At 37.5% G+C, this 22,225-nt stretch carries 19 protein-coding genes and 1 riboswitch; of the genes, 4 read left to right on the top strand and 15 right to left on the bottom strand.

Annotated features, from left to right (window positions below):
- Positions 1 to 651 carry a response regulator transcription factor gene (locus OZX61_RS00865; protein ID WP_195771939.1) on the bottom strand — a complete coding sequence of 217 codons (651 nt, stop codon included), beginning with the start codon at positions 649 to 651 and terminating at the stop codon, positions 1 to 3.
- Between the two features lie 413 nt (positions 652 to 1,064).
- On the opposite strand from OZX61_RS00865, the gene OZX61_RS00860 reads away from it, so the two are divergent.
- On the top strand, positions 1,065 to 1,970 hold the full coding sequence (locus tag OZX61_RS00860; protein ID WP_277095606.1) for a mechanosensitive ion channel family protein: 906 nt from the start codon (positions 1,065 to 1,067) through the stop codon (positions 1,968 to 1,970).
- Here OZX61_RS00860 and OZX61_RS00855 read toward each other — a convergent pair.
- The 3 genes from OZX61_RS00855 to OZX61_RS00845 all read right to left on the bottom strand — a co-directional run bounded on the left by OZX61_RS00855 (position 1,967) and on the right by OZX61_RS00845 (position 4,748).
- Entirely contained in the window at positions 1,967 to 2,677 is a 711-nt protein-coding gene (locus tag OZX61_RS00855) for a 16S rRNA (uracil(1498)-N(3))-methyltransferase (RefSeq protein ID WP_277094998.1), read from the bottom strand. The genes OZX61_RS00860 and OZX61_RS00855 overlap by 4 nt on opposite strands.
- The gene (locus tag OZX61_RS00850; protein ID WP_277095605.1) at positions 2,674 to 3,960 is read right to left on the bottom strand and encodes a 3-deoxy-D-manno-octulosonic acid transferase; all 1,287 of its coding nucleotides are present in this window, start codon (positions 3,958 to 3,960) and stop codon (positions 2,674 to 2,676) included. The genes OZX61_RS00855 and OZX61_RS00850 overlap by 4 nt, the downstream gene beginning before the upstream one ends.
- Before the next feature lie 143 nt (positions 3,961 to 4,103).
- Positions 4,104 to 4,748 carry a LysE family translocator gene (locus OZX61_RS00845; RefSeq protein ID WP_277094997.1) on the bottom strand — a complete coding sequence of 215 codons (645 nt, stop codon included), beginning with the start codon at positions 4,746 to 4,748 and terminating at the stop codon, positions 4,104 to 4,106.
- Positions 4,749 to 4,875: 127 nt separating this feature from the next.
- Between OZX61_RS00845 and OZX61_RS00840 the strand changes: the two genes are divergently transcribed.
- Positions 4,876 to 5,766, top strand: coding sequence for a LysR family transcriptional regulator (locus OZX61_RS00840; protein ID WP_277094996.1), 891 nt, complete (start codon positions 4,876 to 4,878; stop codon positions 5,764 to 5,766).
- Between the two features lie 46 nt (positions 5,767 to 5,812).
- Here OZX61_RS00840 and OZX61_RS00835 read toward each other — a convergent pair whose 3' ends face one another.
- The 3 genes from OZX61_RS00835 to prfB form a co-directional block, all read right to left on the bottom strand.
- A complete protein-coding gene (locus tag OZX61_RS00835) occupies positions 5,813 to 6,883 on the bottom strand; it encodes an alkene reductase (RefSeq protein ID WP_277094995.1) in 1,071 nt (356 codons plus the stop codon).
- Between the two features lie 36 nt (positions 6,884 to 6,919).
- The gene (locus OZX61_RS00830) at positions 6,920 to 7,222 is read right to left on the bottom strand and encodes a helix-turn-helix transcriptional regulator (protein ID WP_195771943.1); all 303 of its coding nucleotides are present in this window, start codon (positions 7,220 to 7,222) and stop codon (positions 6,920 to 6,922) included.
- 155 nt (positions 7,223 to 7,377) lie between these two features.
- A protein-coding gene (prfB, locus tag OZX61_RS00825) for a peptide chain release factor 2 (RefSeq protein WP_277094994.1) occupies positions 7,378 to 8,473 on the bottom strand; the annotation gives its coding sequence in 2 pieces (ribosomal slippage) (positions 7,378 to 8,400 and positions 8,402 to 8,473; 1,095 coding nt in all).
- Between the two features lie 340 nt (positions 8,474 to 8,813).
- Between prfB and OZX61_RS00820 the strand changes: the two genes are divergently transcribed.
- Complete coding sequence (locus OZX61_RS00820) at positions 8,814 to 9,590, top strand: putative porin (RefSeq protein WP_195771945.1); 777 nt, start codon at positions 8,814 to 8,816, stop codon at positions 9,588 to 9,590.
- A gap of 52 nt (positions 9,591 to 9,642) precedes the next feature.
- On the opposite strand, the gene recJ is transcribed toward OZX61_RS00820, so the two are convergent.
- The 8 genes from recJ to OZX61_RS00780 all read right to left on the bottom strand — a co-directional run bounded on the left by recJ (position 9,643) and on the right by OZX61_RS00780 (position 21,629).
- A complete protein-coding gene (recJ, locus tag OZX61_RS00815) occupies positions 9,643 to 11,346 on the bottom strand; it encodes a single-stranded-DNA-specific exonuclease RecJ (RefSeq protein ID WP_277094993.1) in 1,704 nt (567 codons plus the stop codon).
- A 4-nt stretch (positions 11,347 to 11,350) separates the two neighbouring features.
- Positions 11,351 to 12,007 carry a pyridoxamine 5'-phosphate oxidase gene (gene pdxH, locus OZX61_RS00810; protein WP_195771949.1) on the bottom strand — a complete coding sequence of 219 codons (657 nt, stop codon included), beginning with the start codon at positions 12,005 to 12,007 and terminating at the stop codon, positions 11,351 to 11,353.
- A complete protein-coding gene (gene glmM / locus OZX61_RS00805) occupies positions 12,007 to 13,347 on the bottom strand; it encodes a phosphoglucosamine mutase (protein ID WP_277094992.1) in 1,341 nt (446 codons plus the stop codon). The genes pdxH and glmM overlap by 1 nt, the downstream gene beginning before the upstream one ends.
- 150 nt (positions 13,348 to 13,497) lie before the next feature.
- A complete protein-coding gene (gene guaB, locus OZX61_RS00800) occupies positions 13,498 to 14,964 on the bottom strand; it encodes an IMP dehydrogenase (protein WP_195771952.1) in 1,467 nt (488 codons plus the stop codon).
- Positions 14,965 to 15,145: 181 nt separating this feature from the next.
- Entirely contained in the window at positions 15,146 to 15,721 is a 576-nt protein-coding gene (locus OZX61_RS00795; protein WP_195771953.1) for a TMEM165/GDT1 family protein, read from the bottom strand.
- Positions 15,722 to 15,795: 74 nt separating this feature from the next.
- Positions 15,796 to 15,925: riboswitch (yybP-ykoY riboswitch) on the bottom strand.
- A gap of 181 nt (positions 15,926 to 16,106) precedes the next feature.
- On the bottom strand, positions 16,107 to 18,086 hold the full coding sequence (locus tag OZX61_RS00790; protein ID WP_277094991.1) for a 2-oxo acid dehydrogenase subunit E2: 1,980 nt from the start codon (positions 18,084 to 18,086) through the stop codon (positions 16,107 to 16,109).
- 2 nt (positions 18,087 to 18,088) lie between these two features.
- Positions 18,089 to 20,806, bottom strand: a complete 2,718-nt coding sequence (gene aceE / locus OZX61_RS00785) for a pyruvate dehydrogenase (acetyl-transferring), homodimeric type (RefSeq protein WP_195771956.1) — start codon at positions 20,804 to 20,806, stop codon at positions 18,089 to 18,091.
- Positions 20,807 to 21,044: 238 nt separating this feature from the next.
- The gene (locus OZX61_RS00780; protein WP_195771958.1) at positions 21,045 to 21,629 is read right to left on the bottom strand and encodes a M23 family metallopeptidase; all 585 of its coding nucleotides are present in this window, start codon (positions 21,627 to 21,629) and stop codon (positions 21,045 to 21,047) included.
- 104 nt (positions 21,630 to 21,733) lie between these two features.
- Between OZX61_RS00780 and OZX61_RS00775 the strand changes: the two genes are divergently transcribed.
- Positions 21,734 to 22,174, top strand: a complete 441-nt coding sequence (locus OZX61_RS00775) for a DUF721 domain-containing protein (protein ID WP_277094990.1) — start codon at positions 21,734 to 21,736, stop codon at positions 22,172 to 22,174.
- Positions 22,175 to 22,225: the final 51 nt, after the last annotated feature.

Raw genomic sequence — 22,225 nt, 5'->3', positions numbered from 1 at the left:
TTATATGGTCTTTTCTGTAATTTTTAATGCACCGATCGCAAGTACTGCTTGTGTTCGATTTTGTACGTTCAATTTTCTAAAAATAGCAGTTACATGGGCTTTAATGGTTGCTTCAGAAACATCTAGCTCATAAGCAATTTGTTTATTTAATAGACCTTCTGCCACCATCATTAATACGCGAAATTGTTGTGGTGTGAGAGATTGAATACGTTCAGCAAGTATGGCCTCGTCGTTACTACAAGCATCATTCATATCTTGGGTTGGTAAGTTGGCAGGTAGCCATATCTCACCTTCAAGGACTTCAACAATTGCTTCACTAATATGACTTGGATTTGCAGACTTTGGAATATAACCCATTGCACCATGCGCAATAGCACGACGAATAATTGAAGTTTCTTCATGTGCAGAAACAACAACTATTGGAATAGCAGGAAATTGTGCACGTACATGCACCAGTGCTGAAAACCCAGAAGCACCTGGTAAGTTTAAATCTAGTAAAACTAAATCTGGTTCTGCGCCACTTTCAAGATATTCGTAGAATTCTTTAACAGTTGCTTTTTCTTGAATCTGAGCTTGTGGTAGACCATGACGCACAGCTTGAATTAAAGCATGGCGAAATAAGGGGTGGTCATCAACGATTAGTATATTCATAATACGTTTGGCCATGTCTGTTGAATGTGTGCAAAAACGTGAGCATTACTATAAAAGTAGCCCTGTTAATATTACAGATTTTTTACGGTTTGTATCTAGTTTCATCATAAAAAACCCTTATTTTTTATCATAGTTTTTCTTTAAATTCTCAAGTATTTACGCAAGATTATGTTTTTTATATAGTTTATTATATAAAGCGAGCGATTATTCAATTACTACGTGAACTATATAGTAGTAAAATCTAGGACTTATTGTCTAATAAGTAAACCAAAATACACTTTTTATTCAAATTAAAGATCTTTACTCATTTTCATATGGTTTATGTAATTAAAGAGTTAAATTTATTTATGGATTAAGGCACAATATATTTAACTTTATCATTTTTGAGAAAAATTGTGGCAGAACAAAACGTCATAACAAATGCAGGCAATAAAGCTGCAAATATGTTCAGTCAAAGTGGTCAATATCATGATGCGTATCTGACCATCGACCGTATCGTTAATAGCTTTTGGGAGCGTGTTCCCTACCTTTGTATCGCTATAATTGTCTTTATTATATTTTGGTTACTTTCTAAAGTATTTAAGATTTTTGTGGCAAAGGCACTCTCAAATCGTCCTTATGCAAAACAAAATTTAGTACTGGTACTTAACCGTGTTGGTAGCACATTTATTATTTTCTTTGGCTTCCTCATCGCCCTCGTTATTGCTATTCCTGGCTTTACTCCTGGCCAACTTATGAGCGCTTTAGGGATTGGTTCGGTCGCTATCGGTTTTGCATTTAAAGATATCTTTCAAAACCTACTCTCAGGAATTCTTATTTTACTGAGTGAACCTTTCCGTATTGGCGATGCGATTGTATGTAATGGTTTAGAAGGGACTGTTGAAGATATTCAAATTCGTGCAACAACGTTACGTTCATATGATGGTCGCCGTCTTGTTATTCCAAATGCAACTGTTTATACCAGCTCAATTACCGTCGTCACTGCGTATACACAACGCCGTTGTGAATTTAATGTTGGTATCGGTTATACAGATGATATTCAAAAAGCAAAAGACGTTATTCTTAAAATTTTAGAAGAAAACAAAGGGGTACTTAATCAACCTGCGAGTATCGTTAACGTGACTGCATTAGGTGACTTTGCAATTAATATCAATATTCGTTGGTGGATCGATACCAATAAAGTTGCGATTAATAATTCAATTAGTGAAATTCAGGAGTTGGTAGTTGCTGCGTTTGCGAAAAACAATATTAGCATTCCATATCCAATTCAAGAACAAATTACTCAAGCGCCTGTTAAAGCCATAGAAGGTCAATCTTAAACAGACAAGCGTCCAAGTAAATAAGAAACTGCTGTTTCTGTTCTAAGTATACGGTTGCCAAATTGAATCGCTTGGCAACCATTTTTTATAAGTAAATCAACCTCATAAGGGATAAATCCACCTTCAGGCCCAATTATAATTATACCGTTCTTAGAGACAATCTCTTTGGGCAAAGTATTTTCCACATAAGGATGTGCCACATAGGCCCAATCTTTTTGCTGAATAAGCTGAGGAAGTATATCCTCTACAAATGGTTTGAACCTTTGATAACACTCAATCTGAGGTACGTAGGTATCCCCCGCCTGTTCGAGCCCTAGCGTAACATAATCATTTATTTGCTTTAAAAATGGGCTCTGCCAATAACTTTTATCTACTCGAAAGCTATGTAATAAAATAATTTTCTCCACACCAAGTGTTACGCTATCCATAATTAAACGACGCAAGACTTTCGGTCGAGGTAAAGCAACAATTAGTGTAATTGGATGTTTTTCAGGAACAGATACATTTTTTAAAGCTTTTATTTGTATTTCTTTCGGTGCTATGGTCACGACCTCAGCAACGTATCGAGGACCATTTTTTATACCAATTTTTAATGTATCGCCAACCTTCGCCTTCAAATGGGTACAAATATGTGCCAACTGTCTTTGATCTCGGATCATCCAACATGTTTTATTTTTTTCAGATTCTTCTAATAAAACAATATTCATAGAAATTGATCAATTAATTGAATATGACGGAGGACGGAGCCTTGATTCTTTTTTAATATTTTATTGGCTTGCTTAACCATCTCCTGACGCTGTTGGGTATTATCTAGAAGCCGATAGAGTACATCTGCCGCTTCTTCTGGAGAGTTAACGACTTGTATAGCATGATGTGAAACAAACTCATCCACCAACGTTTGAAAATTAAAATAATTTTTACCTAATATTGTAGCTACATTTACTGCAATAGGTTCAAGAATATTATGTCCACCCCCAGGCTCATTTAATGATCCACCCACATAAGTCACTTGACTAAGTGCATACCAAAGCCATAACTCTCCCATACTGTCTGCTAAATAAACTTGCGTATTTTTCTCTATAGGTTGTTGTGAGCTACGGCGTTGAACATTTAAACCTAAATCTTTAATCACCTGATATACCTCATCAAACCGCTCAGGATGGCGTGGTACAACAACACAAAGTAATTGAGGATCTTGTTTAAAGTAAGGTATGAATGCATTTAAAATATTTTTTTCTTCATCTGCATGCGTACTGGCCAAAACTATAATTTTTCGATGATGCAATTGCCAGTCCTGATATAACGCTTCTGCCTGCTTCAATGCTTGCTCGGGAGGTTGAATATCGAATTTAATATTACCTACAATGCTCATTGCATCCGTCTTTTTTCCCAAAGATACAAATCGCTTATAAGTTGCTTCATCTTGCGTTGCAATCCAACTTAGCTGTTCAAGCATCGGTTGAGTTAAACGCTTAAATTTAGCGTAGCCACGGGCAGATTTTTCCGAGAGCCTTGCATTTAATAAGAGTTGAGGAATACCTTTGTTAGCTGTCATGGCAAGTAAATTAGGCCATAGCTCAGTTTCCATTAGAAGTAAAATTTTAGGTTGATACTGGCTTAAGAATTTCTCAATTTGAGATTGCGTATCAATAGGTAAAAAAACAGCTTGAAATGAAGATGGGTATTTTTCGACGAATAATGATTTTACTCTTGCCTGACCTGTTTTTGTTGTATTGGTTACAAGTACATTTTTACCTTGCTTTAAGTAATGCTCAATCAGTGGTTGAGCTGCATTGGTTTCTCCGACAGATACTGCATGGAACCAAATGACATTTGTATTTAAAGGAGGAGCTAAACTTCCGAATCGTTGTGTTAACTCATCTGCTAACAACGATGAATTATTTGATCTCTTTTTAACTCGCCAACGATAAAGCGGTTGTATACAATGAAGTAAAAGCTGATACCAAAACGGAGGTTGCAATGAAAAAATCCTTATCTACTTAAAGCAAAGTAACTACAAAAAAATGGTAGTTACTCGCCATCAAATCTTTTGAAATTATATCAAAGGATTTTAAAATAGACATACTAATTATGAATAAAGCAAACAGTCTAAAACTACTATACTTTAAGTATCTAGAAGTGACTAAATTCTGGAATCGGTTGTAGATAAAGTAAAATTGAAAAATAGATAAGGCATGATCCTGAAACATACATCAAAATTTTACTATATTTTTGATTATTAAGAATTATTGTGAATTTTTTGATAAAAATAGTCATTAATATAAACCAAGATGTAATCATTAAAGCATGTATAGTTATTAAAACTATACCTTGTAGATGATACTGACCTTGAGAAAAATGGATAAACTGTGGAAAAGCCGCAATATAAAACATGGATACTTTAGGATTAAGAATTTGTGTTAAGAATCCCTCTTTAAAGCTATGTAAGTTATTTGTTTTTTTAACATTGCTTAGTTGCAAAACTTGTTTATTCTTAATTTTTATACCTTGTACAATAAATTTTATACCTAAGTAAAACAAGTATAGTGCACCAAATACTTTTATCATCATAAATAAGTTATAAGATTTCAAAAGAATTAAAGAAATCCCAAATAGAGATAATAAACCATGAATATATGTTGCAACGACAAGACCAAGTATTTTTAATAAAGACTCTCTTTTACCAAGGTATGATGCTGTACTAAAAATCAAGAAAGTGTTTGGCCCTGGAGAAACAACCAGAATGAAGCAAATGACTATATATTTTAAAAGTATCATATTTCACCTTAAAGCTATTTGCTTTTTCAATTAGATCGATTGAACAAATTGAATATTAAGGTATTTCTTTTATTTACTTGATCATTCTTTTATAGTCTGAGCATAATTATTTTTTAGCCTATCTATCATGATTAAAGAAATAAATACTTTTTTACTTGTTACCAGATATGGCTCTTTTTCGAAAACAGCAATTCATTTAGGTATTACACCTTCCGCAATAAGTACTCAAATTAAAAACTTAGAGAATCATTTAGGAATACAGTTATTTACTCGGTCAGCTCACTCAATTGCACTCACAGATGCAGGAAAACAAATCATTGATCATGCAAAAAATTTAATACAGGTCTACGATGAATTAAGATATGCATCTGATGCTGAAATTTATTTAGGAAAAATAAAGTTAGGTGCTATTAATACAATACAAACTGGCATACTACCAATGAGCTTGAAATTATTTCAACAAAATATAAAATTTGTTGATATGAAAATTATTCCAGGAATCTCCAAGCAACTCATTTCTGCACTGATAGCAAAAGAGATTGATTTAGCAATTACAGTTAAACCAAACTATTTACTACCTAAAGATATTAGTGTTGAAACGCTTTTTTATGAGCCTTTTATGTTAATTTACACTGACGAAACTAAAATAACAAACTACAGTGAAATTATAAAAAATAATCCATTTATTCAATATGATAAAGATTCTATAGATGGTAAACAAGTATCTCAGTTTTTACTTAGAAATCAATTAGACCACCAAGTTATTTATGAGTTAGATGAAATTGATGCCATTGTTCAAATGGTCAAGTTAGGTATAGGTGTTTCAATAATTCCTTGGGCAGGGCTACTCGTTAATTCATTACCAAATGGTATAAAACATATAAAACTAGAAATGGATAATTTTAGACGAGAAATTGTTTTAATCGAACATTATTCATCTAAAGGCCTTAAATCACATCAAATATTTAAGGCCTGTTTAGAAGAAGTTATTCAGACAATAACTTATAATGAAGTTTAGATAAATTTATATGGCAAATGCATTTTTCCTTACCATACCTCTTCATCTAGTTTTGGTCTAAAACAGGATAGTCTGTATAACCTGCTTCTAATGATTTTTCAGGGTTTGGATACATTGTTGAAGTATCTAAATCATTTAAAGGTAAATTATCTGTTAAACGTGTAAGCAGATCTGGATTGGCAATATATAGCTTACCAAAAGCAACTGCATCTGCTTGATTTTCTGAAAGTATCCGTTTAGCAGATGTTGCTGTTAAACCTTCATTTGCAATCCAAGCACCTGTAAACTGCTCACGTAATTTAGGGCCAATACTATCTTCAGCTTCATACTCACGAGAGAAAATAAAAGCAATATTGCGCTTACTTAATTCTTTAACAACATAACTAAATGTTTCTAAAGGATGATCATCATGCATGTCGTGTGAGTCACCACGCGGCGCAATATGTACACCAACTCGTCCAGCACCCCAGATCTTAACCAACTCATCGACCACTTCAAGAAGTAATCTTGCACGATTTTCTAAGCTACCACCGTATTCATCTTCACGGGTATTTGTACCACTTTGTAAGAACTGATCAACCAAATAACCATTTGCCGCATGCAATTCCACACCGTCAAAGCCAGACTCTTTTGCAAGTTCAGCGCTGCGTTTATAAGCACTTACGATATCTTTAATTTCGGCAACACTTAAGGCTTTAGGTGTTACATATGGACGCATTGGTCGAACTAAACTTACATGCCCTTCAGGTTGAATTGCACTAGGTGCAACAGGGGTTTCACCATTAAGAAACGTCGGATCTGAAATACGACCAACATGCCAAAGTTGTGCGACTATTTTAGAATTTTGTGCATGTACAACGTCTATAATTTGACTCCATGCTTCTGCCTGTTCTTTATTCCACAATCCTGGTGTATTTGCATAGCCCACAGCATCTGCACCAATGACGGTTGCCTCGGTTAAAATTAAGCCAGCATTCGCACGCTGTTTATAATATTCAACCATTAAAGCTGTCGGTACACGTGTTTCATCACTTCGTGCGCGGGTTAATGGTGCAAGGACTAAACGGTTTTTTAGAGTAAGGTCACCCATTTTTAGTGACGAATTTAGATCTGCCATAATATTTCTCACTTCGCGATACACATGATTAGATCATTAGAGTACTTGTTGTAAATGTTCAATATATTGCTGAATCAATGCTTCGTTTCTAGAAAAATAAGACCACTGACCATGTTTTTTTACATCTACCAAACCTGATTTCTGTAAGACAGATAAATGATTAGACATGGTCGATTGCGCAACTTTTCCAAGTTGTTCAATTTGTCCTGCACAAACACCCTGTTGTAAATCACCTGCATAACCACCTGCTAAAAAGTGTTCATGAGGATTTTTAAGCCAAAGTAAAATTTGACGTCTTAAAGGGTTTGCGAGTGCCTTACTAATTAAATCAATATCCATAATCAAACCATCTAAAGACATTACTAGAAGTTAGCATTGCTTCACAATCACTAATATCGAATATACACGATATGTATATCGAAATAAATAGATTTATATATCTAATTATTTCGATTTATACGCAATGCCGTTTCTTTTTGTAATTGTCGTAACCTTTAAAGTCCTTTTTTCAAACTTGCTTCAATAAATCGGTCTAGATCACCATCGAGTACTGCTGTGGTATTTGTATTTTCCACACCTGTACGCAAGTCTTTAATACGTGAGTCGTCAAGTACATACGAACGGATCTGACTTCCCCATCCAATGTCTGATTTAGAATCTTCAAGTGCTTGCGCGGCTTCGTTGCGTTTTTGCATTTCTAATTCGTACAATTTTGCACGAAGTAATTTCCAAGCACGATCACGGTTCGCATGCTGTGAACGCTCATTTTGACATGCAACCACTGTTCCTGTTGGCGTGTGGGTTAAACGAACAGCCGAGTCAGTTTTGTTAATATGCTGACCACCTGCACCCGATGCACGATATGTATCTGTACGTACATCTGCTGGATTAATGTCAATTTCAATATTGTCATCAACCTCAGGAGATACAAACACTGCACTAAACGAGGTATGACGACGATTGCCACTATCAAATGGTGATTTGCGGACAAGACGGTGTACACCTGTCTCTGTTCTTAACCAGCCAAATGCAAATTCACCTTCAACACGAATTGTCGCAGATTTAATACCTGCTACATCACCATCTGAAACTTCCATCAATTCAGCTTTAAAACCATGGCGTTCAATCCAACGCATATACATACGCAATAACATTGATGCCCAATCTTGTGCTTCAGTACCACCAGAACCTGCTTGAATATCCAAGAAACATGGATTTGGATCCATCGGATTACTGAACATTCGACGGAATTCTAGTTTCGCCAAAGCTTCTTCCGCTGTATTTAGCTCTGATTCAACATCTTCAAGCAAGCTTTCATCTTCTGCCTCAACTGCAAGATCTAGCATTGCTTTGGCATCTTCAAGTTGTTTAGCAAGTTGATCTAATACATTTAAAACGTTTTCCAACTCACCTTTTTCTCGTGCCATTGCTTGTGCACGACTTTGGTCATTCCAAATCGAAGGATCTTCTAATTCACGTAAAACTTCTTCTAAACGTTCTTTCTTAAGATCGTAGTCAAAGATACCCCCGTAATGTTTCACTACGATCAGATAAGTCTTTTAATTGGTTTAGATAAGGATTAATTTCCACGTAAATTTCTCTCTACAAACTTTCAATATTTGTCTTATTTTATCATATTGCTCTTGCGATACATCAAATAAACACCCAAACAAAAAATACGAAACTGGAAAATTCAGTGTATTTTTCATACAAAAATAAATTAAATATGCTAACATCACATATTTACAACGTTTTTAATAAAAGATAACAATATAAATTATTTATATATTTCAAAATATTAGAAAAATATTATTACAAAACCTTACGTTCGTACATTTCAATTACGTGTATCTAGTTGACCGTATATTTTTTTCGCATAGACTGAAAGTTGTAACAAAAGATGAATGTGAAGTTTCACAGGAGTATCATCATGAAAAAGACATTTATTGCAGCTGCAATCCTTGCAGGCCTTGCATTTACGGGAACAGCAAATGCCTACCAAAGCGAAGTGGGAGGCACTTATAGCTACTTAGATCCTGATCATGGCAGTGGTGTGAGTCAGTTTGGGGTAAATGGTACTTACTACTTTAACCCAGTACAAGTAAAGAACTCGCCACTTGCAGAAGCTGCGTTCTTAGACCGTGCAAGTAACGTAAATGCTGCCGTAAAATACGGTGACAATGACGGAACAAAAAACTCTAGCTACGGTATCGGTGCGGAATATTACGTTCCAAACTCGGACTTTTACTTAGGTGGCGGTGTAGCACGTGATGAGTACAAAGTAAAACGTTATGGCTGGGATAGCAAAACTACACGTTATAACGCTGAAGTCGGTTACCTTCCTGCACCAGGTCTATTGGTTGCGGTAGGTGTACAAGGCTATGACGTGAAAGATGGTGATGACGGCGCAGATCCAACATTACGTGCAAAATACGTAACACAGTTAGGTCAGCATGACATCAATGTAGAAGCACGCGGTGTATTCGGTGACGGCAACAACAAACAATACTATGTTGGTGGCGACTACTACATCGATAAAACACTCAGTGTTGGTGCTGACTATACAAAAGATAAATCAGTTGACCAAGATCAATGGGGAATTACTGCTAAGAAATTCTTCAACCAAAATCTAAGTGTAGATGGCCGTCTTGGATTCGGCGATGACAACTACAATACTTATACTGTAGGCGCGTCTTACCGCTTCTAAGCTATATTTACTCAAAAAGCCATGCAACCGCATGGCTTTTTTTATACAACATCTATGATACAGAAGATAAATACGTAACTTTCAACTGCACACTTACTCTGCCATTATATTCATTCTTATCCAAGGTATATACCAAATAAACCTGATCACTTTGCTCATTAAATTCAAATCTATCTTTTGCATTAAATACAATCGCATCAAGTTCTTGTCCAGATACAAGCTGTAATGTCAGCTTAAGATGTTTATCTTTTAACCATCGATAATTGATCAGTTTAAAAGTACCTTCAAATACTGGCGATGGAAAATTTTGTCCCCATGGTCCTAATTTTTCAATATCCTCAATGGTGTGCAAGTTAAAGTATTTATCTTCAAGCTGTCCATCCGTCCAAATCGTTGCCTCTAAAAGCTGTTGATCGACCTGAGCTATCAATTGTTCGAAACAAAATTTAAACTCATTAAAATATTTCTTTTCTATGGTTAATCCTGCTGCTGCTGCATGACCACCAAAGTAACGAACAAGATGAGGATGTGTTTCTGCCACCTGCTCAATCATATCTCGAATATGAATACCTTCGACAGAACGTGCAGACCCTTTAATATGAATACCATCTTCATCTGGTGCAAACACAATACTTGGACGATGGAACTGCTCTTTTAATCGACCAGCAACAATTCCTATAACGCCTTGATGCCAATGTGGTTCAAATAAGACCAAAGCACTTGGAAGCTGTGTAGCATCTAACTGAATTTGAGCTAAAGCTGTTAGGGCTTCCTCTTTCATTTCAGTTTCAACTTGTCGCCTGTCTAAATTTAGTTGTTGTAACTGCCTTGCCAATGTATAAGCTTGAGAAAAGTCCTCTGACAACAAGCAGTCAATACCTATACGCATGCTATCCATACGTCCTGCCGCATTTAGTCTTGGCCCTAAAACAAAACCTAGGTCTTGTGCTGTTAGCGCTGAAAAGTCACGTCCTGCAACATCGAGTAGTGCTAAAATACCCGCACGACAATGCCCTGCTTGAATTTGTTTTAAACCTGTTTGGATTAAAATACGATTGTTATAATCTAGTGTAGCGACGTCTGCATACGTACCTAACGCAACTAAATCTAGATACTGCGTCACCGATGTAATTGATTTACCTTGCTGTTTACGTAGTCTCATTAGGCTAGCCAAGACATAAAAGGCAACGCCCACACCTGCCAGAGATTTACTCGGAAAATTACAGTCTAATTGATTTGGATTAACGACAGCCTCTGCATTTGGTGGCTGTTTCGTAGTTAAATGATGATCTGTAATAATCACCTTCATGCCATAGGTCTGTGCCTTTTGCACACCCTCATGACTTGAAATTCCATTATCAACCGTAACCAATAAATTTGGCTGGTACATCTCTTGTACCAAATCTGCAATTTTAGCAGTCAGCCCATAACCGTATTTAAAACGATCAGGAACAACATATTCAACATGTGCGCCTACAGCACGCAAAATCAACACCATAATTGCTGTACTGGTCGCACCATCTGCATCATAGTCACCTACGATGACAATTTTCTCTTGTAAATCTATCGCATCATTTAGCAGTCCTACCGCTTTATCCAAGTCTTTTAAAGTGGGAGGAAGAAGTTTAGGTAACTTAAGTTCCAATTCTGAAACTGAATGAATAGAACGACGTGCTAAAAGGTTAGCTATAAATGGCGAAAGCCCTAGAAACTTTTCGGGGCTTGTTTTAAGTGGCCTTTGACGAATATGGAGCATAAATTTATGGCATTAAACGTTGGAGAACCCAAGTCGTATCTTGTTTAATATATTGAAGACGGTCATGCAAGCGATTAGGACGGCCTTGCCAAAACTCATAAGAAGTCGCTTGAAGGCGATAACCTCCCCAAAAATTTGGTTTGTCTAAGGTCTGTTGCTGTTGAAGCGCTTCTGACAAATGTTCAAATTTTTGCTGAAGTTTTTCCCTGCTTTCAATTGTACCACTTTGAGGTGTACTCACATGTGCAGCAATTTGACTATCTCTTGGTCTTTTATGGTAATAATCTACAGACTCTTGCTCAGAAATTTTAATTACTTGACCATGAATACGGACTTGACGCTCTAGACTTGGCCAATAAAATAGAATTTCTGCAAATGCATTTTCTGCAAGATCTAATCCTTTTTGACTATCATAGTTTGTATAGAAGTCATATCCACGCTCTGTTGCACCACGTAATAGTACAGTTCTTACATGTGGATGCCCTTCTCGATCTGCGGTTGCAAGAGACATTGCATAAGGTTCGTGAAGTTGAGCTTCCAATGCAAAATTAAACCAATTTAAGAATTGCTGATGTGGATCTTGAGAAACCTGATTTTCTGTTAGTTCACCTTGCTCATAGCTTAAGCGTAGCTCACTTAAATCTTTAATCGTATCAGTCATCAAACATTTTCCTCAGCATATTTACGAATTAAATCAGCCAAATCATTGGCTAAAGCAGTGACTTCAGTTGCATGTTCACCTTCAACCATGACGCGAATCATCGGTTCTGTACCAGATTTACGAATAAGTAGGCGACCACGACCTTCGAGCTGTTTTTCAGCGTCTTTGAATGCTTGATTCAAATGAGGTACAGCAAACGGGTCAATCATTTTATCTAACCGTACATTTACCAAAACCTGAGGGAATAATTTTAATTCTGCCGTCAATTCATGCAATGATTTTTTCTGATAAACCATAACAGTCAATACTTGTAATGTTGCGATAATCGCATCGCCTGTCGTACTTTTATCTAGCGTGAGAATATGACCTGATGGCTCTCCGCCAATACTCCATTGTTTTTCTGCAAGTGCTTGCAATACATATCGATCACCAACATTTGCACGTACAAATGGAACATCTGCTTCTCGAAGCGCAAGCTCAAATGCCATATTACTCATGACAGTGCCCACAATACCTACAGGTTTCTTTTTTGCTTTTGTCGCTAAAATATAAAGAATATGATCGCCATCTACTAAATTTCCCCGATGATCTACCAATACAACACGATCTGCATCACCATCAAAAGCAACCCCTAAATCGGCCTGATGCTCAAGGACTGCTTTTTGTAAAGCCTGTGGGTGTGTTGAACCACAATCTTCATTAATGTTTAAACCATTCGGCTCATTATAAATCGTAACAACTTTTGCCCCAAGTTCTCTAAATACTGCTGGGCCAACGTTGTAAGCTGCACCATTGGCACAATCGACTACAATTTTTAGATTTCTTAAATCATAATGGTAAGGAAATGTCGATTTACAAAACTCAATATAACGACCATTCGCATCTTTTACTCGGACGCTTTTTCCAAGATCTGCTGTGTTTTCAATGACAATTTCTTTTTCAAGCTCGCTATTAATTTCATCCTGAATTGTATCTGGAAGTTTCTTTCCTTCAGATGAAAAGAACTTAATTCCATTATCAAAATACGGGTTATGCGATGCAGAAATCACGATACCCGCATCGGCATGTAATGCACGTGTTAAGTGTGCAATTGCAGGTGTTGGCAATGGACCAAGCAAATGTACATAAACACCTGCAGCATTTAAACCTGACTGTAATGCTGACTCTAAAATATATCCCGAAAGACGTGTATCTTTGCCAAGCACCACCACAGGTTTATGATTAAAACTATGTTGCTTTAATACTTTACCAGCAGCAAATCCTAGTTTTAATGCAAACTCTGGTGTAATTGGAAGCTGTCCAAATTTTCCACGTATACCATCTGTGCCAAAATAACTCATGCGTCTCTCATACAGTCAAAACTTTTACTGTGGGCAATCTATAGATTTATACCCAATTCATATTCACAATTTGAAATACTTTACACCAAAAATAAAAAAACCGTCATCACAATGACGGTTTTCCTACAGTTAATTTACTTAAAGTATAAATTAACCTAGCTGATAGTTTGGTGCTTCTTTCGTAATAGTCACATCATGCACATGAGACTCTTTCATGCCTGCAGAAGTAATTTTCACAAATTTTGCATTTTGACGAAGGTCATCAATTGTTGCAGAACCTGTATAACCCATAGATGAGCGTAGGCCACCCATCATTTGATGTAGGATTGCACCCATAGTACCTTTATACGGCACACGACCTTCAATACCTTCTGGAACAAGCTTTTCTGCACCTGCTTTTGCATCTTGGAAATAGCGGTCAGCTGAACCTGAAGAACCTGCCATTGCACCTAAAGAGCCCATACCACGGTAAGCTTTATAATAGCGACCTTGGAAAAATTCTACCTCACCTGGTGCTTCTTCAGTACCTGCAAGTAAAGAACCTACCATAATCGTACTTGCACCAGCACCAATGGCTTTAGACATATCGCCAGAGAAACGGATACCACCATCTGCAATAAGCGGAATTTGATCTTTAAGCGCATTTGCAACACTATCAATTGCAGAAATTTGTGGTACACCAATACCTGCAACAATGCGTGTTGTACAAATAGAACCCGGTCCAATACCAACTTTTACAGCATCGGCACCAGCATCAAGTAAAGCAAGCGCAGCATCGCCAGTCGCGATATTTCCACCAATCACTTGCACTTGTGGGAAGTTTTTCTTCACCCAGTTTACACGATCAATTACACCTGCTGAATGACCATGTGCAGTATCTACCACAATCACATCTACGCCGGCTTCAACTAAAGCTTCAACACGAGATGGTGTTTCTGCACCAGTACCTACTGCTGCACCCACACGTAAACGACCTAAATGATCTTTTGAGCTATTTGGGTAAGACTCTGCTTTACGAAAGTCAGTGACTGTAATTAAACCTTTAAGCGCTTGGTTATCGTCAACCACTAACACTTTTTCAATACGATGTTTTTGTAATAATGCTTGAATATTTTCTTTAGATTCGCCTTCACGCACAGTTACCAAACGTTCTTGTGTCGTCATTAAATTACTAACAGGCTGTTCTAAATTAGTTTCAAAACGTGTGTCACGCCCAGTAATAATCCCAACAACACGACCATCTTTAACAACAGGCAAACCGCTAATGTTATTTGCTTGTTTAATTGCAATCAGTTCACGTATTGTGGTTTCTGGTGTAACAGTAATAGGGTCTTTGACCATACCCGCTTCGAATTTCTTAACGCGACGAACTTCAGCCGCTTGTGCAGCAATATCCATATTTTTATGAATAATACCAATACCACCATTTTGAGCCATTGCAATTGCCATACGAGCTTCAGTTACCGTATCCATTGCAGCAGAAACAAGAGGAACATTCAGGTGGATATCACGTGTTAAACGCGATTTTAGAGAAACATCTTTTGGGAGGACAGTAGAATAGGCAGGCACTAAAAGGACATCATCGAAGGTTAGCGCTTCTTGAATGATGGTTAGCATAACAATCTCACTGGTTAATTCCGTGAGCTATTATAAACAAATTTTATTTTAAATTGCATCGTTTCTTTTAATTTCTTTTAAATACTTGATGTGATGCTTGTTTTTATCATATTTAACTGATTTAAAATAAAAGAAAAATGCAGTATTTTTAACAAATACTGCATTTTGGTTCTCTAAAGAACTAAAAATAATAATGTTGAATCAGCGTACTTATACCCACCAATAAGAAAATAACTGCTCCAATTTTATGAATGAGCGCAATTGGTAATTTTCCTGCCAAACGATCTCCAATAAATACAGCAGGTGCATTTGCAATCATCATTCCAATCGTAGTTCCTAGCAATACCGTCCAAATACTATCGAAACGTGCAGAAAGCGCGACAGTAGCAATTTGTGTTTTGTCACCAATTTCTGCAAGAAAAAATAAAATAAAGGTGGCACCAAAGACACCAAAGCGTTGCCATTGATTAATACTTTCTTGACCGTCATCTAATTTATCTGGAATAAGCATCCAAATTGCCATACCAATAAAACCAAGTGCTAAAACCCACACCATCGTGGTTGGACTCACAACAGTGGTGAGCCATTGCCCCAAAACAGCAGACACCCCATGATTAATTGTCGTTGAAATAACAATTGCTGCTAAAATTGGAACAGGTTTTCTAAAACGTGCGGCAAGTAATAAGGCAAGAAGTTGTGTTTTGTCGCCCATTTCTGCAAGAGCAACAACTGCAACGGATATTAGGAAGGCATACATATATGTTTTCCTTGGCTGGCAATAGCTACCAATGATTCATCTCTCCTGCCAGCCAAAAAGTTGCAGAGTGATAAATCAAAGGTCTTGCCAACAAAAGAAAAATTTGGTTCTTTGCTATGATGACCATGTTCGATAGAACAAGTATGTTGATCATCATCTATTTACAACAACTGTAAATAGCGGCTACTCCCCAATGAAGTTACTGATAATTATATAAGTTTTTTTTAATATTGCAATCCCTACCAAAATAGTTGGTTTAATTTTATTTTGAAACAAACCTTAAAATAATCTTAATTATTTGTTTTATAAATTCTTATTGATTTATATTTATCGTTTTTAAATATAAAAAAGCCCCGCTAAAGCGAGGCCTTTTTATATGTATTATTTACAGTAAAAGTGAACGAATATCATTTAATAATTTCGTCAGCTTATTTGTAAATCGTGCTGCATCTGCACCGTTAATTACACGATGGTCATAAGACAGCGACAACGGTAACATTAAACGTGGATCAAAATCTTTACCATTCCAAACTGGTTGTATCGTTGCAGGTGAAATACCCAAAATCGCAACTTGTGGCCAATTTACAAGTGGTGTAAACGCTGTTCCACCAATGCTACCTAAACTCGTAATTGTAAAGTTTGCACCTTGTAAATCTTTTGGAGAAAGTTTCTTCTCACGTGCCTTTTTGCTCAGTTCACCCAATTCAATTGCAATATCTTTAATTGATTTTTGATCTGGATTACGAATAACTGGTACTGTCAATCCATCTGGTGTTGCCACTGCAATGCCCATATGAATTTCGTTACGAAGTAAGACACTTTTCTGATCATCTGCTAAATGTGCAGCAAAATAAGGCTCTTCTTTAAGAAGGTGTGCAACAGCTTTTGCAATAAATGCAAGAATGGTTAAGCTTATGCCTTGCTGTTTAAAGCCACCTTTAAGCTCACCGCGCCATGCTTCTAAGTCAGTAATATCAGCATGATCAAACTGTGTAACTTGCGGAATAAAGTTATTCAATGACAATTGCGGTACAGAAACTTGCTGTAGGCGCGTCATTGGCTTTTCTTCAACACCACCAAATGCCGTAAAATCAGGTAACTTTGGTAATCCAGCAGCTGGTGCTGTGGTCGTTGCTTCAGCAGTTTTAGGTTTTTCTGTTAAACGCTGTTTAACAAAAGCAAAAACATCTTCTTTCATTAAGCGTGCATGTGGACCTGATGCTTTCACTTCAGCAAGTACTACACCTAACTCACGTGCAAGTTTGCGTACAGCAGGGCCTGCATATACTTTGGCATTGTCTGCTTGTTGTTGCTTCGTTAGTTTTTCAGTAGATGAGTGTGCTTCGACAGAAGAAGTTTTCTCTACAACTTGTTGTGGTGCAGATGAAGCTTTAGGCGCAGTCGCTTGCGGTGCAACAGGCGCATTCACTTGTGATGCTTTTGAACTGCCCTTCACCTCAATCGTTGCAAGTTTCACACCTTGTTTAACAGTCTGTCCAACTTCAACATGTAAAGCAGTAACCACACCTGACTCGGTACTTGGTACTTCAACAGTTGCTTTATCCGACTCTACAACAATAATGCTGTCATCTTTTTCGATCGTGTCACCAACTTTTACTAATATTTCAGCAATAGCCGCTTGATCAACACCAAGGTCTGGTACTGTCATTTCAACAGAACCACCTAATGCTTGAGTAGATGGTTCTTCTTGTACTTGCACTGTTGGCTCAGCAGACTTTTCTACTTGCTGAGGTGCCGATGTAACAGGGGCAGCATCTTTTGAAGTAGTTGTTGTTTTTAATTTAATAAGAACAACACCTTCTTGGATTAAATCACCTTCTTTAATTTCAATGCTTTCAACAACGCCTGCAGAGGTACACGGTACTTCAACGGTTGCTTTATCCGACTCTACAACAACAATACTGTCATTTTCTTCAATCGTGTCACCAACTTTGACAAGAATTTCGCCAACAGTTGCTTTTTCAACACCAATATCAGGTACTTGAATATCAACCACTTGTGAAGAAGTCGATGTCTGAACAGGCGCTGTTTCTACTTTTTCTTGGTTAGAAGCTTGCGTTGCAGATGGTTCTACTTTCTCTTCTTTTTTTGGTTCACTTGGTGCAGCAGATTGTTGCTCTGAAGATGAGATTTCAAGAAGTGGAACACCTTCTCCGATTTCATCACCCTCTTTTACAAGAATTTTGGTCACTACACCTGCTGAAGTACTTGGTACTTCAACAGTTGCTTTATCTGACTCTACAACAATAATGCTGTCATTTTCTGCAATGGTATCGCCAACTTGAACAAGGATTTCGCCAACAGTTGCCTTATCGACACCAATATCAGGTGTTTTGATTTCCATGCTTAGTTCTCCTCACCTGCTTGATCTTCACGATACTCAGCAACGGGTTGTACTTCAGGATGCGCTTGTGGTGCCCATGCAACAGGACGATCCGTATCTAACTCAAATGATGAAATAGCATCTTTAACTAAGCGGTTATCTACTTCACCTTCGTCTGCTAATTTCTTCAGTGTTGCAACAACAATATGTGCAGCATCTACACCAAAGTAGCTACGAAGGTTTGCACGTGTATCTGAACGACCGAAACCATCTGTCCCTAATGTTACATATGGGCGGTTGTCTGGAAGATATGCACGAATTTGTTCACTATAGGCACGCATATGGTCTGTTGCTGAAACAACAATACCATCTGTCGGGCGCAATTGCTGTGACACCCAAGATTCTTGTGCTGTTTCATCCATCGGATGTAGGCGATTATGTTCTTCACATACCATACCATCACGCGCAAGCTCATTAAAGCTTGTAACACTCCAAACGTTTGAGTGAATTTGGTATTCATCACGAAGAATTTTTGCAGCTTTAATTACTTCACGCAAAATTACGCCTGAACCGAGTAGCTGAACAGTTGCTTTTTCATCTTCTTCAAATAAATACATACCACGTTTAATTCCCTCTTCAACGCCTTGTGGCATTGGTGGGTGTTCGTAGTTCTCATTCATTAATGTTAAGTAATAGAACACACGCTCTTGGTCTGCGTACATACGTTTTAGACCATCATGCATAATTACAGCAAGTTCATAACCAAAACATGGATCGTAAGATACACAGTTTGGAATTGTTCCTGCAAGGATATGCGAGTGACCGTCTTGGTGCTGTAAACCTTCACCATTTAAGGTAGTACGACCTGCTGTTGCACCGAACAAGAAACCTTGTGCTTGTGCATCGCCTGCTGCCCAAGCAATATCACCGATACGTTGGAAACCAAACATTGAGTAATACATATACATTGGAATCATTGGCAAGTTATTGGTTGAATAACTTGTTGCTAATGCAGCCCATGCACTCATTGCACCTGCTTCATTAATTCCTTCTTGCAACATATGACCATCTTTTGCTTCGCGATAGTTCATCAGTTGCTCTTGGTCTTCAGGCGTATATTTCTGACCATGTGCAGCATAAATACCAAGCTGACGGAACATACCCTCTAAACCGAATGTACGTGCTTCATCGGGCACAATAGGTACAACATGATTTTTCAGTGCTTTTTCTTTAAGTAAAGCAGAAATTAAACGCACAGAAACCATGGTAGTCGATTGTTCTTTACCACCACTTCCTTTTAACACAGCATCAAATACAGACAACTCAGGAATTGGTAAAGCAGCACTTTCTTTACGACGCGCAGGTAAGTAGCCACCGAGTGACTCACGGCGCGCTTTAAGATATTTCATCTCAGGTGAGTTTTCACTTGGACGATAGAATGGTAATTCTTCTAATTGCTCATCATTAAATGGCAGGTTAAAGCGGTTACGGAAGTATTTTAGTGATTCTAACTGCATCTTTTTAATCTGATGCGTCTTGTTCACTGCTTCGATTTCGTCAGAAAGACCATAACCTTTGACAGTTTTAGCAAGAATAACTGTTGGTTGACCATTACTTTGTGTCGCCGCTGCATAGGCAGCATATACTTTATGAGGATCATGTCCACCACGTTGTAATGCGTCAATATCATCATCACTTAAGTGTTTTACAAGCTCTTCAGACTCAGGATATTTACCAAAGAAATGCTCACGTGTATAAGCACCACCTTTCACTTGATAACGCTGGTAATCGCCATCTACAGTTTCATCCATACATGCTTTTAGTGCACCTGAATGATCTTTTGCAAGTAGTGGATCCCACTGACGACCCCATACCACTTTAATCACACGCCAACCTGCGCCACGGAATAAAGACTCTAATTCTTGTATAATCTTACCATTACCACGTACAGGACCATCTAGGCGTTGTAAGTTACAGTTTACAACCCAAATAAGATTATCTAACTTTTCACGCCCAGCAAGAGAAATAGCACCTAAGCTTTCAGGTTCATCCATTTCACCATCGCCAAGATATGCCCATACCTTACGGTCTTCTTCTTTAATCAAACCACGATTCATTAAATATTTTTGAATGTGTGCTTGATAAATTGACATAATTGGCCCAAGTCCCATTGAAACAGTTGGGAACTGCCAATAGTCAGGCATTAAATAAGGGTGTGGGTAGCTTGGTAAGCCATTTCCGTTTACTTCACGACGGAAATTACCCAGTTGTTCTTCTGTTAAACGACCTTCTAAGAATGAACGTGCATAAATACCAGGTGCGCAGTGGCCTTGGTAGTAAATCATATCACCGCCAAAGTTATCACTATTGGCACGGAAGAAATGGTTAAAACCAACATCATAAAGTGTTGCCGAAGATGCAAAACTTGCTAAGTGACCGCCTAAATCGTCACCTGTTTTATTTGCACGTAACACCATCGCCAAGGCATTCCAACGGATAAGTGCACGAATACGACGCTCCATACTAGAGTCCCCTGGCATAGCAGGCTCTTCTTCAACTGAGATCGTATTTAAATATGGCGTATTAAGACGCTGGATTGGGACATGCTTAGCAACAGCTTGCTGATACAATTTTTCTAATAAGAAAGCGGCACGTTCTGTACCCATATGTTGTAAAACAGAATCAAAGGCATCTTGCCATTCTTGGGTTTCTTGAGCGTCGGAATCACCATAATACGCCATATTTCACCTTTCCTTAATCATTATCAATAACCGCTTATAGTTTTACCATGTTTTCATGGCTATAAGTAATGGTTACATTTGAATACAACTATATCTCGACATTTCGTAAATAAATACCGATGGATTTAAACCACTTTAAACATAAAATTACGATGTAAGTCATTTTATGATAAAGCCCTATTTTTCTAGCTTATAGAGATTTTACTGGCCATATTATACATCAGTTTTTATATGCAACTTATGGCAACATTGCTAAATAAGTTTCAGGGTTCTTACGCTTTCCATCAAGTACAATTTCATAATGTAAATGTGAACCTGTACATCTCCCTGTGCAACCTACTTTTGCAATTTCCTCTCCAGCCTCTACACGATCTCCTACTTTCACTAAAAGGCGTGAGGCATGTCCATAACGTGTAAGGTAACCGTTTCCATGGTTAATTTCTACAAATTGACCGTAACCTGTCACCCATCCAGCACGTACCACTAATCCAGAACCTGAAGCGACAATAGGTGTACCTGTCGGTGCGGCAAAATCAACGCCTGAATGACCTTCTCTTTTTCCAAACATCACACGCTCTCCAAAATCAGAGCTCATACGTGCATTGGGTAATGGATGCTGTGTTAGCCAATTCATGACGGCATTTTTTTCTGAGAATCGGCTATTCTTCGCAGCAATATTTGAAACAACATTCGTCTTATCTTTTAAACGATTCTGCTGTTCACGTGATTCAGTTATTCGTTGACTACTATAATTTTCAATCAAATCTGCATAAGCAAAAGGGGTGGATGCAAGGACGGACAAGGCAAAAAAAATACGGCGCATAAATGTTCCCAATATGTGGGTTTAACCTAAATCGTTTCAGAACCCTTGTTTGAATACGCATAATTCCATTAACATCTCATTTGGTATTAAATGAGAGTTATGAAATGTCACAACCCACCAAGTTTTTCGAAACAGCAAATAAAAAAATAAATAAATCAAGTAACGTAAAACACTTAACCCAGCAAGTGGCTTACTGGCAAAAGCTTACAAAGATTATTCAACCCATATTGCCTCAACCAGAAGATTGGCAAATCGCATGTTATCAACATGGTATCTTAACAATTACTGGTGAAAATCAAGCAATGGTGAGTCAGCTCGGTTACCTGCAAAAAAACTATATACAAAAGTTATCTCAATTAGATGACTTTAAAGACTTAGAAAAAATCCATGTAAGGTTGCGCTTTCAGTCCAAACCCAAAGAAACTCAGAAAGATGCTGTTCCTCTTCCTCAAGAAACTCAAAGCATGCTTGAAAGTGCAGCAAGTTTTGTTACAGACCCTAAACTTAGCCAAGCACTACTTAACTTTGTAAACCGTAAAAAATAGACCACCCAATTATTATGGTTTTTATCTAAATGATCAATTTTACTTGCTATA

Origin of the sequence: Acinetobacter sp. ESL0695 (genome assembly GCF_029392135.1) — a bacterium.
Taxonomy (GTDB): domain Bacteria; phylum Pseudomonadota; class Gammaproteobacteria; order Pseudomonadales; family Moraxellaceae; genus Acinetobacter; species Acinetobacter pollinis.
This window is presented reverse-complemented; position numbering and strand designations above follow the sequence as displayed.